Here is a 15,616-nt window from a genome sequence, read left to right on the forward strand (position 1 = left end):
CCAACCGGTGGTGGAGCGCGTTCGGCAAGCCCCGGCGCGGCAAGAACGGCAAACCCGGGCCGCCGGTCCATGACGATCTGGTGCAGCGGAACTTCCGCAGCGATGCACCAAATCGCCTGTGGCTCAGCGACATTACCGAACATCGCACTGGTGAAGGCAAGCTGTATTTGTGTGCGGTCAAAGACGTGTTCTCCAACCGGATCATCGGTTATTCGATCGATTCGCGGATGAAGTCGCGGCTGGCGGTCACCGCGGTGAACAATGCTGTCGCCCGGCGCGGTGAGGTGTCTGGTTGCATTCTGCACACCGACCGCGGATCTCAGTTTCGTTCAAGGAGATTCGTCCACACGCTCAACCGGCACCGCATGGTCGGATCCATGGGGCGCGTCGGCGCGTGCCCTTTATCCGGCTAATCCGGTAGGAATCGGCAGGTCAAGAGGGGTTGTGGGCTCGTGGGCGTTTCGGGCGTGTGCGTGTCGTCGACGACGGAGTAGACCTGCGCGGCATGGAATCCAACGACTCCGGGCGACTACGGCTCGAGCACGACGGCGATCACTGGTGTCTGGTGGGTGAGGGCGCGGACCAGCTGGGGCTGGTGGACGAATATCTGAGTCATCTGGGCGATCGCAACTATTCGCCGAAGACCTTGCGCGCCTACGGATTCGATCTGGTCGTGTTCGGCAGGTGGCTGCTGGGCGAAGGGCTGGATCTGGAGGATGTGACGACACCGGTGCTGCTGCGGTTCCTCGCGGCCTGCCGGGCGGCTTGGTTGCCGGGGCGGCCAGGTCCGAATGTGGTGGATCTGCGGGGTCGTCGGCTGGACGGCTACGCGGCGACGACGATCAACCGGCGGCTCGTGGCGGTGTCGGGGTTGTTCGCGTTCCGGGCGATGCGAGACCCGACACTGCCGAACCCGGTGCCGAAAGGTCGTGAGGCGCACCGGGTTACACCTGGTGGGAGAACCGGTCTGCTGGCGCACCTGGTCCGCAGGCCGCGCCCACGATCGGCGCTGCGGTTGCGGGAGCCGACGCGGTTGCCTCGGCCGCTGAATGTCGAGGAGGCGACGCGGCTGCTGGGAAGCTTGCGGACCTGGCGTGATCGCGCGATCGCCGGGTTGATGTTGTATTGCGGCCTGCGGTCATGCGAGGTGCTGGCCCTTGACATCGCCGACGTCGACATTGGCCGCGGCTGGTTGCGGGTCTGGGGCAAGGGCGCCAGGGAACGGGCAGTTCCACTCGATGGCGATGTCGCCCAGGCGATTCAGGCGTATTTGTTCCTCGAGCGTCCCGAATCCGATTCCACGCGAGTGTTTCTGGTGTCGAAAGGGCCGCATCGGGGGCAGCCATTGACGGCGGCGGGCCTGCGCACGATCTTTCGTTATCACCGCGGCCTGACCGGTGTCACCGCAGGTCATCCGCATGCGTTGCGGCATTCGTTCGGCACGGCGCTGGCCGAGGCCGGGGTCGATCTGGCGGTGATGCAAACCCTGCTCGGGCACGCCCATGTCGACACCACCGCCCGCTACATCCACCTGGCACCCAAGCGGGTGAAGGAGGAATTCGATGCCGCTCGCGCACGTATTCGCCGCCAAGTCTGACGCCGACGAGCCCTACCACGCCTATCTGGCCGAGCTGGCGCGCACCGGACGCGGCAGCAGCCCCTACTACAGCTCGGCCCGAACGTTTTTGCAACGCTGGCCCGATCCGCAGAGCTGGGCAGACGAACCGCTGGAGCTGCGCCTAGCGGCGAACTCATCGACCCGGCCGTTCATCACCTTCCTCATGCTGCACGGCTGGTTGCGACCCGGCTACGACTACCTGCTCGAACGCAAGCTTGCCAGCCTCTGGCGCGAGATCGACGCCTCCCCGATCGGACCCGATCTGGCCCGATTCCTCGCTGCGGCACAGCAATTGGGCTTCACTCAACGGGTCCGGTCGGCCACCGGTTCGCAGGCGCCGGCGCGGCTACTGATCCAGACCGGGCATTGCCTCGATGAGCTCACCGCCGCCGATCTCGAAGATTTCGCCGACGCCTGCCGGATGCGTCAGCAACGCACCGGAAAGGGCTGGCATCACTACAAAGCCGCACTCGCCAACACTCACCTGGTGTTGTTCCACCTGGGTATTTTGGCTGCCCCGCCCCGCCGCGGCGGCCCCTGGGACTTCGCGGTCCGCCTCGATGGCATCACCCCGGCGATCGCCGAAGCGATGATCGACTACCTCAACGCCAAACGCGCCACCTGCACCCGCCACACCGTTTCGAGCCTGGCCACCCGCCTCACTGGATTCGGCCGTTTCCTCACCGACCTCGACCCCACGCTGACCCGACTATCGTATCTGGACCGCCGACGCCACATCGAGCCCTGGCTGGCCAGCCTCGTCGACACCGTCAGCACCAAAACCGACACGGTGATCACCATCGCCGACCGGGCACGACGAGTCGTCGCGGTCAACACCTTCCTCAACGAAATCACCGAATGGGGCTGGGACGACGCCCCACAACGAAAGCTGATGTTCCGCAGCGACATTCCCCGACTACCCCGACCGCTGCCACGCTACCTGCCCGTCGACGCCGACCGGAAACTCACCGCAGTCCTGCGATGCAGCGACCACGAACTGGCCGCGGCGGCGCTGCTGCTGGCCCGCGCCACCGGGCTGCGCATCGGGGAACTGCTCGACCTGGAACTGGACTGCGTCCACGGAATCGACAGCGAGGGAGCCTGGCTGAAGGTCCCACTGGGCAAACTGGACACCGAACGCATGATCCCGCTCGACGACGAAACCGTCGAACTCATCGACCGGATCATCGAAATCCGCTGCACCGGAAGACCATTACCACACCCACGCACCGGAAAACCCGCCCAGTTCCTGTTCACTAGCCACGGCCACCGACTCTCACAATCGGCGGTCCGCGCCGAGCTGGATCGGGCCGCCACCGCGGCCGGGATCGGCCACGTCACCCCACACCAACTGCGCCACACCTACGCCACCGCCCTGGTCAACGCCGGCGTCTCCCTGCAATCGCTGATGGCGCTGCTCGGACACGTCTCCGCGCAGATGAGCCTGCGCTACGGCAAACTGTTCGACGCCACCGTCCGCACCGAATACGAACGCGCTCTCACCCTCGCCAAGGACCACCTCGCCGCGCTTCCGACCACCCCCGCCGGCACCAAGGCACTCCCGTTGGCCGACATCACCGGCGGCAGGGACTGGACCGAGGCACCCGCACTGAAATCCCGTCTGGCAGGCGGCTTCTGCCTACGCGCACCCGCACAAGGGGCCTGCCCCTACGCCAACATCTGCGAACACTGCCCGAACTTCCGCACCGACGCCACCTACCTGCCCATCCTCGCCGCTCAACGCGCCGACGCCGCCAAACTGGCCCAAGACGCCGAACATCGCGGCTGGATCAGCGAGGCCGAACGCCACCACGAACTGCTCGCACGCCTGGACGCCGCAATCGCCGACGCCCAACAATCAGCCGGATAACCGAAACCCCTTCCGAACCAACCAAACCCAGGAGTTCGATTAGCCGGATAAGCCGGCGACAACGCGGCCATGGAAAGCTTCTTCAGCCTGCTGCAACGCAACGTACTGGACCGGCAGCGCTGGGAAACCCGCGAACAATTGCGGATCGCGATCGTCACCTGGATCGAACGCACCTACCACCGTCGGCGCCGACAGGCCCGGCTCGGCCGGTTGACCCCGATCGAATTCGAAACCATCATGTCCCCAGCAGTCCGACAGGCTGCTTAAGCACCGTCACCCGATCCTGCAGCAGCCCCATACGGCCGACCTGGTCGGCGCACCGTATGGTGCATGCAGGCTACGCTCGGGTTGTTCATTGATCGTCGGGACCAATCGGTTCTCCCCTGTACGATCCGGTGATCCCAGCGACGGATCCGCCTGTCTCAGGCGGATGGTCAGTTGTCGCATCAGAGCGGCCTCACACGCTCTCAACTCAGATCCCGCGTCCTGGCACCTCGCGTTACGACCAGAGAGGACCTTTGGATGACTCCGGATACCTCAGCCACCAATCCAACTCGACAAGCTCCCCAGCGCGGTGTTCGATGGAGCAAACCATTGCTTCACCGGGAACCAGCACAGGCGCTGTTGCGCGGCGACCGTCACGACCGCGGCGCGACTGCACCGGGACGGGGCGTCACCGTGGGAATCGACATCACGTGTCCGACTTGTGGACACGACGATCAGGTTCAGAACGTTTCTGCGGTGCATGCGACAGGAACGTCCGTGGTCCGCGGAGTCGACTCGCATTCAGGGTTTGGGATCAGCTCCGTCGGTGTGGTCCCGGTGGTCGGCTCCGCCACCGTCGACCGAGTCCACTCGACCCATCTCGCTCAGGCGCTCACCGTTGCACCGATGCGCCGGGGCTCCGGCAGGCTGGTTTTCCTCGGGCTGTTCTTTGCGATTCCCGCGTGCTTCTATCTTCTCTTCACCATCGTTGCGCTGAAGGATCCTGATGCTGAAGTATCCTGGCCTTGGATTGTCGCCGCGTCCTTCGCATTCATCCTGGCGCTGGCCACCCCATCGATCCTCCTGTTCTGGACCGCGCTGAGGAGAACCTGGCGCAACAACCGGATCAGTCGCGGGCTTCCGGCCGCCCGCCACGTCTGGCGGGCCGGATACTACTGCCACCGCTGCGGATCCTGCTATTGGCCCTACCAACCGGCCGCGGGAGTGCCGGTGCGGTATGCGGTGTCCCCCAACCAGTTTCGCTTGGCCGTCTGGAGTGCTGGGGGCTACGCCAACTTGTAGCGACTCAGGAAGCCCACCCGGCTCCGCTCGTACAAGATGCCTGCTCTTGCATCCAGATCCCAGCCGCCAATCCTCGGTGGCTCTCGGATTCAGCGCTATCGCCTCTTCCAACGGAACACGACAGGTCTTCGGCTGTCCGCGGCCGAACTCAGCCGCAACACGCAATATGGATCGATTCGCTTTGGGCACAAGACTTCTGACGCCGTGAGATCTAGGAATCTGGCGCCTCGCCGGGGATCTCCAGGCTGACAGGTCAGAGTCCGCTCAGTTGAATGAGTGGCACGTAACCGCTTGGGCCGCCGACAGCGAGTCGGTTGCCTCTGATCCCTTCCATCCAATCGTGTTAGCGCACTCATGACGGTACTCCGACTATCCAGCTCTACGACGGGTCAGCAGACAAATGCCAAACCGCAGATGATGAGCGCTTCAAATCACGCGCCGTGACGGACTCTCCGTCACGGCGTTTTTCGTTTCTCAACTCCGTTGGAAGGCGATCAGCCATGCCGAATCCTCCTTCGTGCGCGATCTGTCAATCTGCCATTTCCGGGCGGCGGCTACGAATTCCGAATTCCGAGGCGGCCTGCATACATTGCACGACCGGCTTGCCGCGATGCAACCGATGCCGCGCACCCAGCCGACGGTTGGTACCGACGATCGAACTCGGGAGGGTATGCAGCACATGCGCTGACGGATGGGCCGAATGTGCACGCTGCCGCTACCACGTACCAACTACCTGGCGCACTGATACCGGCGACCGAGTCTGCCCGCACTGTGTCGATCGGTTCTTCGACCATTGCGGTGTTTGCAGTCTCTACACCGCCGAGAGCCGGTATGTCTCCGGCGGCATCCGCGTGTGTTCGCGGTGCGCGGAAAGCTATGGCGTCTGCGACGAATGCGGCACGCTCGTGCCCGAGCACACCGACTGCGACGGCTGCGAGTCCGGCGGACGGATCTGGAGTTACAACTACAAGCCCGACCCCAGGTTCTTCGGCCGCGGCCCACTGTTCCTCGGTCTGGAGCTGGAAGTCGTTGTCCCTCACGAGAATTATCAGTTGTGCGCGTCGACGGCCGGCGACTATGTGCGCAATCTGGCCTATCTGAAGCACGACTCCTCGATCCGGCCGCTGGGCTTCGAACTGGTCACCCATCCGATGGACTATCGGTTCGCCATCGAGCAGTTCCCCTGGCAACTGCTCGAGCGCCTGGACGAACTGGGGTGCCGCTCGGACGCCAGTGTCGGCATCCATGTGCATGTTTCGCGTGATGGCTTCGATTCACCCTCGCATATTTACCGGTGGGCGAAGCTGATCTACCGCAACGAATCTCAAACCGTGGCCTTGGCGCGGCGGCGATCGGATTTCGCACAGTTCTCAAGTACTGCGCGCGAGCGTGTGAAGCACACCGCCAAAGACGATGTGCGCCGCTTCGGGCTGAACCGGTATCAGGCCATCAATCCGCATCCACGCAAAAGCCTCGAGCTGCGCGTGTTCGCTGGATCTCTGGACCGCCAACAGGTTCAGGCAGCCCTGGCCTTCGCCGCAGCCACCGTCGAGTACACCCGCGGCCTCACCGCGACCGAGGTGATCCAGCGCGGCGGCTGGCGGTGGGATCAGTTCAGCGCCTGGGCGAGCCAGCGGGAGGAATACGCACCGCTTCGCGCGGAGATGGAGGCACTCGCGTGTGCCTGCTGACCTTTCTCCCGCCGGGAACACACCCCGATATCGGCGCACTACGAAACGGCGCACGCGTCAATCGAGACGGTCACGGTTTCGCGGTGGTCACCGGCACCGCGATTCTGGTCGGCCGCGGCATGGACGCCGAAAAAGTGATCGACGACTTCACCGCTACCCGAAGACAGTATCCGGACCGGCCGGCGCTGTTCCACAGCCGCTACGCCACCCATGGCGCGGTGAGCATCGACAACTGCCATCCCTTTCGCCTCGGCCGCGATCGGCGAACCGTGGTGGCGCACAACGGAGTGCTGCCCCGAAGAGTGCGCCCGGCACCCTATGACCCTCGATCGGACACACGCATCGCCGCCGAGACCTATCTATCGCGAATGCCTTTCGGGTCACTCGACACCACAGCCGGCCGCCGCGGCCTGGAGGCGTGGCTCGGGGCGAGCAAGCTGGTCGTACTGACCGTCGATCCCACCTTCCACGAGAACGCCTACGTGCTCAACGAATCAGCGGGGATCTGGGACAGCGGAATCTGGTACTCGAACCGCGGCTATCGGCCCGATACCGGGTCTGGGCTTCTCCGGTCACGGGCGTGGCTGTATGTGTGCGAAAGCTGTGGCGATGTCGACTTCAGTCGACGGGGCCGCTACTGCGGCCGGTGCGGCTGGTGTTTCCACTGCGCCAACACCTTTCCACACTGCGACTGCCTCCGACGCTCAACCACACCTGCTAATTCGATGCGCCGCGACATGATCCATTAGGCCACGAGCCCAGGGCGTCCATCCCGACTCCTGGCCCAGCTTTCATTCCGGCGCTGCCGCGCCCATCCGGCCGAATCCGTCATTGCCTCAGGCACTGATTCGACCTTCTTCGCTGTGCCCGTCTTGCGATCTCGTGCGCGAGACGGGCTCGCCCTGCGAGGCGGCCGCACGACTGCGTCTCCCGCGTCCTGCCGATCCTTCATCGTTCAGAGAGGTCCCGTAGCCATGCCCCTTTTGCCGACAGCACACGCTGTGTGTGATCTGTGCGCCGCGCAGATCCCCGACGATCCCCCTACCGACAAGCGCAGCCCGCTGTGCCCTGGCTGCGCGGCCCTTCCGTTCTGCGACGACTGCGGCGAGCGTGCCACCGAGATGCGCCGCACGGTCGACGATGGCACGTTGTGCACGCACTGCGCCGCTCGATGGCGCGAATGCGAATGCTGCCAGCGCTACACCACTGATGGTGCGTCCACGATCAACGACGGCGTCGTCTGCGACGCGTGCCGCGATGATCACTATTGGCGATGCTCGGACTGCGGGCTGCTGGCACGCTCGCTGCGCACGCTCGATAACGGTGACGAGGTCTGCGGCGATTGTGAATACCAATACCGCGAATGTGGTGGCTGCGACCGCCTGACCAGCAACGGCACCTACTGCGCAGGCTGCGAATCCAGCCAGCGCAATGACCGCGTCTATGACTACTCCTACAAACCCGACCCGGTCTTCCACGGCCAGGGCCCGGTGTTTCTCGGGCTCGAACTCGAAGTCAAAACCCCCGGAACCGCGCTCGAGGACTGCGTCGACATCGCCAGCAGCCACCTCGACACGGTGGCCTATCTCAAAGAGGACGGCTCCATCGGCTACGGCGGCGGATTCGAGATCGTCACCCACCCCATGAGCTACGCCTGGGCCATCGCAGAGTTCCCGTGGACTGTGCTGCGGGAGCTACGTATTCGTGGCGCCTACATCGACAACCACCTCGGCATCCACGTCCACGTCTCCCGCGACGGATTCGACTCCCCCGCACACGTGTACCGGTGGATGAAATTCGTGTACCGCAACGAAACCCACGCCACCCGCCTGGCCCGGCGCCGCAGCGACGACTGGGCCAGCTTCGACCCCGACGCCCGCGCCGAGATCGTCAACTTCGCCAAAGGCGACCGCTTCGGCTACGGCCGCTACCAAGCCATCAACGTCTGCCCGAAAGACACCTTCGAAGTCCGCATCTTCGCCAGCTCCCTCCAACCCCAACAGGTCCAAGCCGCACTCGCATTCGTCGCCGCCTCAGTCGAATACACCCGCGCCCTCACCTCCGGCGACGTGGCCCGCCGGCGCGGCTGGGAATGGACCGCATTCGTCACCTGGGTGCGACACCACCCAATCTATCTGCCCCTACTGGCGGAAATGGAGGCCCTCTCGTGTGCATCCTGAGCTTCTACAAACCCGGCACCATCCCCGATCTCGACGCCTTACGCGATGGCGCCCTCGCTAATCCCCATGGGCACGGATACGCAGTCATCGCCGACGGACGAATCCGCGTCGGCCGCGGGCTCGACGCCGACACCGTGATCGACGAGTTCGCCGCCGTACGAGCGCAATTCCCTGACACACCCGCCTTGTTCCACTCACGGCTGGCCACCCACGGCTATATCGACGAGCAGAACTGTCACCCATTCGCCGTTGGTGGCGACGAGCGAACAGTCCTGGCACACAACGGGGTCCTGCCCGAGATCGTGCACCCCCGAGTCGGGGATCCCCGCTCCGACACCCGAGTGGCAGCCGAGGACTTCCTCCCCCACGAACCGTTCGGGCCGCTGGATTCCTGGGTCGGCCGCACCGGGCTCGAGGATTGGCTGGCCGGGGACAAAATGATCATCCTGACCGTCGATCCCCGCTTCAAACACACCGCCTACCTGCTCAACGAGCACCGCGGACATTGGAGCCGCGAGGGGATCTGGTACTCCAACCACTCCTACCTGTGGCGCGCACTGGAAACCCTGCACAAGCCCGGCGGCTACCTCTACGACTACTGCGATTACTGCGGCCAGTTCGACCTCGAACGCCCCGGACCGCACTGCACCAGCTGCGGGTTCTGCGATCAATGCTGGCAGGAGTTCCCACACTGCGAATGCGAATTCCTCACCGGCACCGAACGATACGCCGACCTGAGCTTCTCCGACGTCGCCTGACCCGGTCGGCCCGCACCGCCACCTTCCGTATTCGACATCCGGCAGCAACCTGCCCGACAAGAAGGAACTCTGAACATGATTCACCGGTTCGCCACATCGACCCCGCGCCCCGTCGACAGCTGTCGGCCTACCAGGCTATGCGGTGGTGACTCGTGAATGGTGAGTTGAACAGCTATTGCGCCCGGCTGCGCGTCGGTCCCCGCTACGTCGAGGTCGTCTCCGCGCCACCGGCGAGCAGCGTACTGGTCGTCGGCTATCGCGCCTGCTTCGCGACCGCCCCGAAACCAGGCACGCCGGTGGCGGCCTTCCCCGCAATCACACCGGCGACGACCACCACCGACGCCGCACCACCGATGGCATTGGTGTCGATCGAACGCGCCACCCAGATCATTCGAGACCGTGAAAGTTATTGGGAAGAAGGCTATTTCGGCATCTTCGGCGACTCCGGCGTCCACTGGTGCCTCATCCCGGTCGACCCCACGGTCGACAGCAGGTTCGTCATCGCCGAGGGATGGTGGGCTGCCGGCGGCTACCAGGCTGTGCTCACACGATCGGTGATCGCCAATGCACCCACCGCGCCGACCGTCGTCGCGGTGCACAACGCCCACCCGAGCACCGGCCGCAAAAAGTGGTGATCACCAGCGCCGCGGCCCTGGTGGCCTGGATCGAAGCAGCCCTGCCCGAGGCCGACCCCGCGGCCTTCGGCCCGTGGCTCGCCGAGCCGCCCAGCCCCGGCGCGCTCGCCGCCATCGTGCACATCCGCATCGAATCCACAAACCAGCCACCGCAGTCCGCCTGCGTGACCTTGTCGGCTCACCCGCTCACCGACAACCACACCGCCCCCTGACGACGTCCCGCTGCCCCGGGCAATTTCCAGAGGAGAACTGTGAACTCCGAAGCCACATCAACGAATTCGTCACGCCCACCGATCCCGGCGCGCCTGCACGACGCACCGACCGCACAAGGGCTGACCATCCCGTACCTGACCCTGTGCCACCGCGGGAGAGTCTCACCGGTGTGGGGTGCGATCGACCCCGAACGCTACGCACTGGTGCTGGCACTGCGGCTGTGCCAGGTGTGTGGAGAAGACCTCGGCAATGGGCACGGGCCCGGCAACCGGGTCGTGGTCTTCATCCGCCCGCAAGACTGGATCCGGGGAATCGGCCCCGAGCCCGGACTACATCCCGAATGCGCCGCATACTCCACCCGCGCCTGCCCCATGCTGGCAGGCCGCATGCCGACCTACCGCTCCAACGCGGTCGCCGCGCGCATCACACCCTGCGATGACCCGCAATGCGACTGCCTGCAATGGACCCCGCCCGGCTCGGAATCCGAAGAAGCCCAGCGGGCGGGCAAGCCCGCCGACCCCTGGTACTCCATGTTGATCGACGCACGCGATTACCAGATCGTGCACTACCGGGGCGACGAATCCGGGCCTTCCGGATACGGTGTCAGCTTGCGCGGGATACAGGTCATGCGGCTGCGGAAAGTACGGGGCACGGCCGAACACGAGCGGACGGTTCTGGACGTGTTGGCAGCCGCCCTGGATCTCACTCGACTCACAGACCGCCTATGACCCGACCGCGATCGCTGACCGGGTCATGCTGGGTCGGTCCGGGATATGGAAAGCCCCCCGGTGCAAGGTGGGACTTCAGTAGGTTTGCGGCGCAACTGAAGACACCAACCCGGGGGCCTTCCTGTGGAGCAACGCGGTATTGGGTTACCGGCGATGCGTCATGATGTCCAACGGCAGCCCGAGTGTCTATCCCTGACTGCCGAATTCAACTATCCCTGAACCACCTCCTCCCGAAGCTCCCGAGCATCGGAATGCCTGTGTCGTGCTGGACGTATCCGCAGATCTCCGCAAGGAGTTCGGCCGGCGTGACGTTGAAGACAAAGACAAGGCGTGCAGTCCCGAGCACACATGCAGCGACGACCACGACGGCCGACACGGATGACTGTGGCGTCGACCACGTCGACGCATCGGGCAGGTACACCCCCGTGTGCGGGGGGCCTGCGATCGGGGAACGATTACTCCATCGCGAAAACTATTGCCAGGTGAGCGAAAACTCCGACAGGATTGCAAATGGAGCTATCCGAGGTCCTCGCGAAGTGCGCTACCGCGTAACGCTTGTCATCGCAGTCTCGAAGTCGACTCGATACACCACCCCCTTTCGGTTCCCGAGCTATCGGAGTGGTCTAATAAGCACCGTCGGCCTCGGCTGGCGGCAAGTCTCGAATCGGCGGCATGGCCCTTCGTGCGTAGGTCTGTTCGGGGTTCACGGTGATCACGTCGAGTTGCTGCACCAGTGTCCCCGGAATCTCCGCGCCCTCGAAGTGCTCCGGGCTGGGGACGATCACCGCTTCGGCGTCGAGGCGGGTTGCCTGTGCCCTCAGACGGGCCAGCGGGGGCCGTGCGAACCTGGGGTCGTAGACCACCATGTCGGCGAAGTCGTATCCGAGACGCGTGGCGAGCTTGCGGATTTGGCTCTGGTCCCAGAGTTGGGCCACTCCAGATACGTCGGTGCGAAGATATCCTAAACACGTTGGCTTCCCACGCATTACAGCCCCTTGGTCTTCGTGTCCATCGAGTGCAGTGTGTCCGTGGACCTCCAGGTAGAACCCAGAGCAGTCCTCTGATTCGTCTCCGGTGCTCCGGAGTTCCAGCACGCCACCGGGGAACTCAAAGAGCCGCGTCCGTCTGGTCATCGGGTGTCCCTGTCCGCCGCTGGTACGGCAACTCCGGGATGAGGAGGTGCGACCTCCCCTGAGCGCCTAATCGCGACATTAGAGATGGGATGCGCTGCAAGAACAGGAAATTGCTCCAGATTGCTCCAAGTTTGGGCCACTGTGCTGGGCATTTCTAGCCATACTGGAAGCCTGGACACTCTCTACGGAGGTACTGCCATGCTGTTGCGATTCCTCGGCAAGAACACCCAGGGCAACCATTCCCCCACACTGTGGGCATCGGACCGCGCTACCTACGTGACCCAAGGGTGGCGTGTACCGGGCAGTCCGGAACTGATCGAAATACCGCACCCCTTGCTCGCGTACCTCGAGCCAGGCACGTGCCTCGGGGTGCTTTTGCACGACACGGGCCACGGGACGTTCACGCTGACCGGTGAACCGGTCACCGATCCGGATGCGTTGGCGCAGATGGACCTTCCGTCGCACGAGTGCGCCATCGAGGTGCCCATGGGGAAAGAGATTCGCCGCGATGCTCCACGTAATTGATCACGAGTTCGGCGAAATGTTCCGGTCGTGTCGGAAATCGGCCTTTCACCTGGAGGTACAAGATGTGTACGAGACGCCTGAGGAATCCGAGCCGTTCCGGAAGTTCCTGAACGGCGAGCCGGACGATTTTGCCTGGCTCCAGGGTTGGTTCGATCTTGTTCGTGAATCGAGCAAGCGGGGGGTTGCTTTCACTCGGGCACGGGTCGTCACGGTGCCGCATGTCGACTACGTCCGTTGGAGTTTGGCCGTGTCGCCCCTGAATATCGAAGCAGGCGAGGATATTCGGTACCTGCCGCGTCATCTTGTCAACGCCGACGACCTTACGGCCGACGACTACTGGCTGTTCGATGACAGCACCGTCGCGTACACGCTGTTCACTCCAGACGGCGCGGCAGCTGGGGCGGCGGTCACGACGGACCCGGTACTGGTGCGCCGGTGTGCGCAGGTTCACGATGCCGTTTGGCGGCAAGCGATTCCCTACGCCGAATATCGCCGGACTACCGTCACTGCGTGACCAACATCCACAAGGCTCGGGAGGCACTCGGGCAGCGACTTCGAGACCTTCGCCGGGATGCTGGTCTAACCGGCCGTCAGCTTGCAGACCTGGCGGCCTGGCACCCTTCGAAGGTCTCGAAGATCGAGTACGGCAAGCAGACGCCGACCGAGCATGACATTCGGACGTGGTGCGCGCTCACCGCCGGCGATGGGCACGAGGCGGATCTCGTCGCCAGCCTCCGCAACATCGATGCCGCCTACCTCGAATGGCGGCGTTCGCTCGGAACCGGCATGCGCCGAGTGCAGCAGCAGGTCAACCAAATCGAGTCGGAGACCGGCCTTATCCGCGGCTACGATCCGGCCCTGGTTCCGGGTCTTCTCCACACCCCGGAATACGCCGAGGCCATGTTTCGCCGGGTGGCGGAGTTCAACCAGACCCCGAACGACGCAGAGGAAGCAGTAGCCGCCCGCATGGAGCGGCAGCAGCAATACCTGTACCGGGGAAAACGGCGTGTTCACTACCTCATCGGAGAGCAAGCGCTGTATACGACCGTGGGCGATGACGGCGTGATGTTCGGCCAGTTGGATCGGTTGGTGACAGCAATGTCCCTGCCTCGAGTCTTGCTGGGAATCGTGCCGAAGATGGCTCAATATCTAGTCTCCCCAACCAATTTCGTCATCTATGACAACCGGCTTGCGGTTGCCGAAGGCGTGACCGCCGCCCTGACCACCACCCAGCCTCGGGAGGTGGCCGCGTTCACCCGCGCGTTCGAGCTCTTGGCGGACCAAGCTGTCACCGGAGGCGCAGCCCGCGAGTTGATCAGCAATGCGCTCGCAGCGCGAAGGCGTGCCATCGATGGCGGGTGACTGGGCCAACTACGCCACCCACAAGACACCACTGGTCCAGCAATGGCTCGCCGCGCACCCAGGTTCCACGTGCACTTCACCCCGACCGGATCGTCATGGCTCAACCAGGTCGAACGCTGGTTCGCCTTCCTCACCCAACAACTCCTGCGCCGCGGCGTCCACAAAAGCGTTGCAGCACTGGAGAAAGACGTCCGCAACTGGGTCGATCAGTGGAACACCAACCCTCGCCCGTTCGTCTGGCGCAAGACAGCCGAGGAGATCCTCGACTCCCTCGCACGATATCTGCAACGGATTTCAGGCGCGGAACACTCGCAGCGGCCCGCCGACCCTGACGTTCGCGCTTGCGGCCCGCGTGAATTGTGTTTCAAGGCACCGAGATCGGAGTATGAGCCGAATCACGCCCCGAATGCGGGGTGCACCGTCGGACTAGGGATGCGGTGCCAACAGCGGAGGTGACGGCGGCGCGCATCGCCGAGGCGCTCACCGCGCGCAATGACGTGCTGCCGAAATTGGAGCGGGATGGCCAGTCCGAACAGCGCGGGAAGCGGTATTTCCCGATGCCGGGCCACCTCTGGCCTTTACTCGTCGGACATCAGCTGTTGGGGCCTGTCAGGAACTTCACCACAGCCCCGGGGAAGGTTGGCACGATCTGTCACTAACGGGTCGATACGCATATTCGATACGAGCGCCGAGACGGGCAGCCCGGAACGCCGGGTCGATCCGCTCGACACAACCGAATTCGAGGGGAGCACATCACATGCGCGCACTCCGCACCAGCGTTGTCACCGCGATCGTTACTGCCGGCGCCGCCTTCGTCATGCCCAACGCCCACGCCTACGCCTACGCAGGGCACCGGGTGACCTACGAAGCCTGGTCCGCTACCGGCATCGCGTGGGTCACGTATTACGACAGCGACAACAACCTCACCGACTTCATCACCGTACCCACCCCGTGGAAACTGACCTTGATCAATGACAGCGTGGATCCGCTCTACAGCATGACCGTCACCAACACCTACGACGACGACAGCCACAAGGTGTCCTGCCGCCTGACCATCGATGGCGTCGTCACCTCCACTCACACCGCCACCGGCAACGAACCCATGGCCGACTGCGACGGCTGATGGGCGAGCCTGTTGATCTTCCGAGGTGCCGCGCTGTTGGCAGAAGCGGATGGTCCTGCGCCGCCGTCGGTCTCGCCGTCGGCCGGGTCCGCATTGGCCGGTTCGGTCAGCGCGGTATGCGCTGCCATGTGCGGACGTTTGGCGGCCTTCTCCCTTTCCGAGGGGAGGCCGTTGGCACTGACTGGAGCCCTTTGAGCAGGTCCAGCGGTTGTGAGAGTTCTGATGCACCAGAATGGGTGCAGGAGGACGGTTCACGACATGACGCGACGACGACACACCCCCGAGCAGATCATCCGCAAGCTCCGTGAGGGCGAGAAGCTACTCGGTGAGAAGTTCTCGATCGAGGAGGTGTGCAAACACCTCGAGATCTCCGAGGCCTCCTGGCATCGCTGGCAGTCTGAATCCCCCCGGGTCCGGTGCACACCTGTTTATCTGTCACCGGCCGGTTGTCCGGCGCGGTGTGCATAGTAGTCGGCCTCGTATTCGACCGGTG

The 15,616-nt window shown here is 64.2% G+C and carries 16 protein-coding genes and 2 pseudogenes; 17 read left to right on the plus strand and 1 reads right to left on the minus strand.

Going from position 1 to position 15,616, the window contains the following annotated elements:
• From ACFXKA_RS41635 to ACFXKA_RS41690, 12 genes and pseudogenes are all read left to right on the plus strand, one after another.
• Window positions 1-398: pseudogene (locus ACFXKA_RS41635) on the plus strand (DDE-type integrase/transposase/recombinase); the annotation flags it as partial.
• Window positions 399-469: 71 nt separating this feature from the next.
• The gene (locus tag ACFXKA_RS41640; RefSeq protein ID WP_379431706.1) at window positions 470-1,597 is read left to right on the plus strand and encodes a tyrosine-type recombinase/integrase; all 1,128 of its coding nucleotides are present in this window, start codon (window positions 470-472) and stop codon (window positions 1,595-1,597) included.
• Window positions 1,563-3,488 carry a tyrosine-type recombinase/integrase gene (locus ACFXKA_RS41645; RefSeq protein ID WP_379431707.1) on the plus strand — a complete coding sequence of 642 codons (1,926 nt, stop codon included), beginning with the start codon at window positions 1,563-1,565 and terminating at the stop codon, window positions 3,486-3,488. Before ACFXKA_RS41640 ends, ACFXKA_RS41645 begins: the two co-directional genes overlap by 35 nt.
• Window positions 3,489-3,542: 54 nt before the next feature.
• Window positions 3,543-3,755: pseudogene (locus ACFXKA_RS41650) on the plus strand (IS3 family transposase); the annotation flags it as partial.
• Window positions 3,756-4,010: 255 nt separating this feature from the next.
• Window positions 4,011-4,775 (plus strand): hypothetical protein, encoded by a 765-nt coding sequence (locus ACFXKA_RS41655; RefSeq protein WP_379431708.1) that lies wholly within the window; start codon window positions 4,011-4,013, stop codon window positions 4,773-4,775.
• 905 nt (window positions 4,776-5,680) lie between these two features.
• Entirely contained in the window at window positions 5,681-6,466 is a 786-nt protein-coding gene (locus ACFXKA_RS41660; RefSeq protein ID WP_379431709.1) for an amidoligase family protein, read from the plus strand.
• A gap of 83 nt (window positions 6,467-6,549) precedes the next feature.
• Window positions 6,550-7,215, plus strand: coding sequence for a class II glutamine amidotransferase (locus tag ACFXKA_RS41665; protein WP_379431710.1), 666 nt, complete (start codon window positions 6,550-6,552; stop codon window positions 7,213-7,215).
• Window positions 7,216-7,467: 252 nt separating this feature from the next.
• Complete coding sequence (locus ACFXKA_RS41670; protein ID WP_379431711.1) at window positions 7,468-8,646, plus strand: hypothetical protein; 1,179 nt, start codon at window positions 7,468-7,470, stop codon at window positions 8,644-8,646.
• Complete coding sequence (locus ACFXKA_RS41675) at window positions 8,634-9,404, plus strand: hypothetical protein (RefSeq protein WP_379431712.1); 771 nt, start codon at window positions 8,634-8,636, stop codon at window positions 9,402-9,404. The genes ACFXKA_RS41670 and ACFXKA_RS41675 overlap by 13 nt, the downstream gene beginning before the upstream one ends.
• A gap of 152 nt (window positions 9,405-9,556) precedes the next feature.
• On the plus strand, window positions 9,557-10,039 hold the full coding sequence (locus ACFXKA_RS41680; protein WP_379431713.1) for a hypothetical protein: 483 nt from the start codon (window positions 9,557-9,559) through the stop codon (window positions 10,037-10,039).
• Window positions 10,033-10,251, plus strand: coding sequence for a hypothetical protein (locus ACFXKA_RS41685; protein ID WP_379431714.1), 219 nt, complete (start codon window positions 10,033-10,035; stop codon window positions 10,249-10,251). The genes ACFXKA_RS41680 and ACFXKA_RS41685 overlap by 7 nt, the downstream gene beginning before the upstream one ends.
• Window positions 10,252-10,290: 39 nt before the next feature.
• The gene (locus ACFXKA_RS41690) at window positions 10,291-10,980 is read left to right on the plus strand and encodes a hypothetical protein (RefSeq protein WP_379431715.1); all 690 of its coding nucleotides are present in this window, start codon (window positions 10,291-10,293) and stop codon (window positions 10,978-10,980) included.
• A 623-nt stretch (window positions 10,981-11,603) separates the two neighbouring features.
• Here the strand turns inward: ACFXKA_RS41690 and ACFXKA_RS41695 are convergent.
• On the minus strand, window positions 11,604-11,915 hold the full coding sequence (locus ACFXKA_RS41695) for a hypothetical protein (RefSeq protein WP_379431716.1): 312 nt from the start codon (window positions 11,913-11,915) through the stop codon (window positions 11,604-11,606).
• A 396-nt stretch (window positions 11,916-12,311) separates the two neighbouring features.
• Here ACFXKA_RS41695 and ACFXKA_RS41700 point away from each other — a divergent pair, with 396 nt between their 5' ends.
• From ACFXKA_RS41700 to ACFXKA_RS41720, 5 genes are all read left to right on the plus strand, one after another.
• Window positions 12,312-12,638, plus strand: coding sequence for a hypothetical protein (locus tag ACFXKA_RS41700; RefSeq protein WP_379431717.1), 327 nt, complete (start codon window positions 12,312-12,314; stop codon window positions 12,636-12,638).
• A 16-nt stretch (window positions 12,639-12,654) separates the two neighbouring features.
• The gene (locus ACFXKA_RS41705; RefSeq protein ID WP_379431721.1) at window positions 12,655-13,152 is read left to right on the plus strand and encodes a DUF6879 family protein; all 498 of its coding nucleotides are present in this window, start codon (window positions 12,655-12,657) and stop codon (window positions 13,150-13,152) included.
• Entirely contained in the window at window positions 13,149-14,000 is an 852-nt protein-coding gene (locus ACFXKA_RS41710) for a helix-turn-helix domain-containing protein (RefSeq protein WP_379431718.1), read from the plus strand. The genes ACFXKA_RS41705 and ACFXKA_RS41710 overlap by 4 nt, the downstream gene beginning before the upstream one ends.
• 757 nt (window positions 14,001-14,757) lie before the next feature.
• Window positions 14,758-15,123 carry an MmpS family transport accessory protein gene (locus tag ACFXKA_RS41715; protein ID WP_379431719.1) on the plus strand — a complete coding sequence of 122 codons (366 nt, stop codon included), beginning with the start codon at window positions 14,758-14,760 and terminating at the stop codon, window positions 15,121-15,123.
• A gap of 258 nt (window positions 15,124-15,381) precedes the next feature.
• Window positions 15,382-15,591 (plus strand): transposase, encoded by a 210-nt coding sequence (locus ACFXKA_RS41720; RefSeq protein ID WP_379431720.1) that lies wholly within the window; start codon window positions 15,382-15,384, stop codon window positions 15,589-15,591.
• The last annotated feature ends 25 nt before the right edge of the window (window positions 15,592-15,616 follow it).

The organism is Nocardia sp. NPDC059228, from assembly GCF_042754245.1.
GTDB lineage: Bacteria > Actinomycetota > Actinomycetes > Mycobacteriales > Mycobacteriaceae > Nocardia.

What these genes read in the sequence shown, in the direction of transcription:
- ACFXKA_RS41655 (WP_379431708.1), top strand. Translation starts at nt 4,011, where the DNA reads ATGACTCCGGATACCTCAGCCACCAATCCAACTCGACAAGCTCCCCAG.
- ACFXKA_RS41645 (WP_379431707.1), top strand. Translation starts at nt 1,563, where the DNA reads ATGCCGCTCGCGCACGTATTCGCCGCCAAGTCTGACGCCGACGAGCCC.
- ACFXKA_RS41720 (WP_379431720.1), top strand. Translation starts at nt 15,382, where the DNA reads ATGACGCGACGACGACACACCCCCGAGCAGATCATCCGCAAGCTCCGT.
- ACFXKA_RS41715 (WP_379431719.1), top strand. Translation starts at nt 14,758, where the DNA reads ATGCGCGCACTCCGCACCAGCGTTGTCACCGCGATCGTTACTGCCGGC.
- ACFXKA_RS41705 (WP_379431721.1), top strand. Translation starts at nt 12,655, where the DNA reads ATGTTCCGGTCGTGTCGGAAATCGGCCTTTCACCTGGAGGTACAAGAT.
- ACFXKA_RS41700 (WP_379431717.1), top strand. Translation starts at nt 12,312, where the DNA reads ATGCTGTTGCGATTCCTCGGCAAGAACACCCAGGGCAACCATTCCCCC.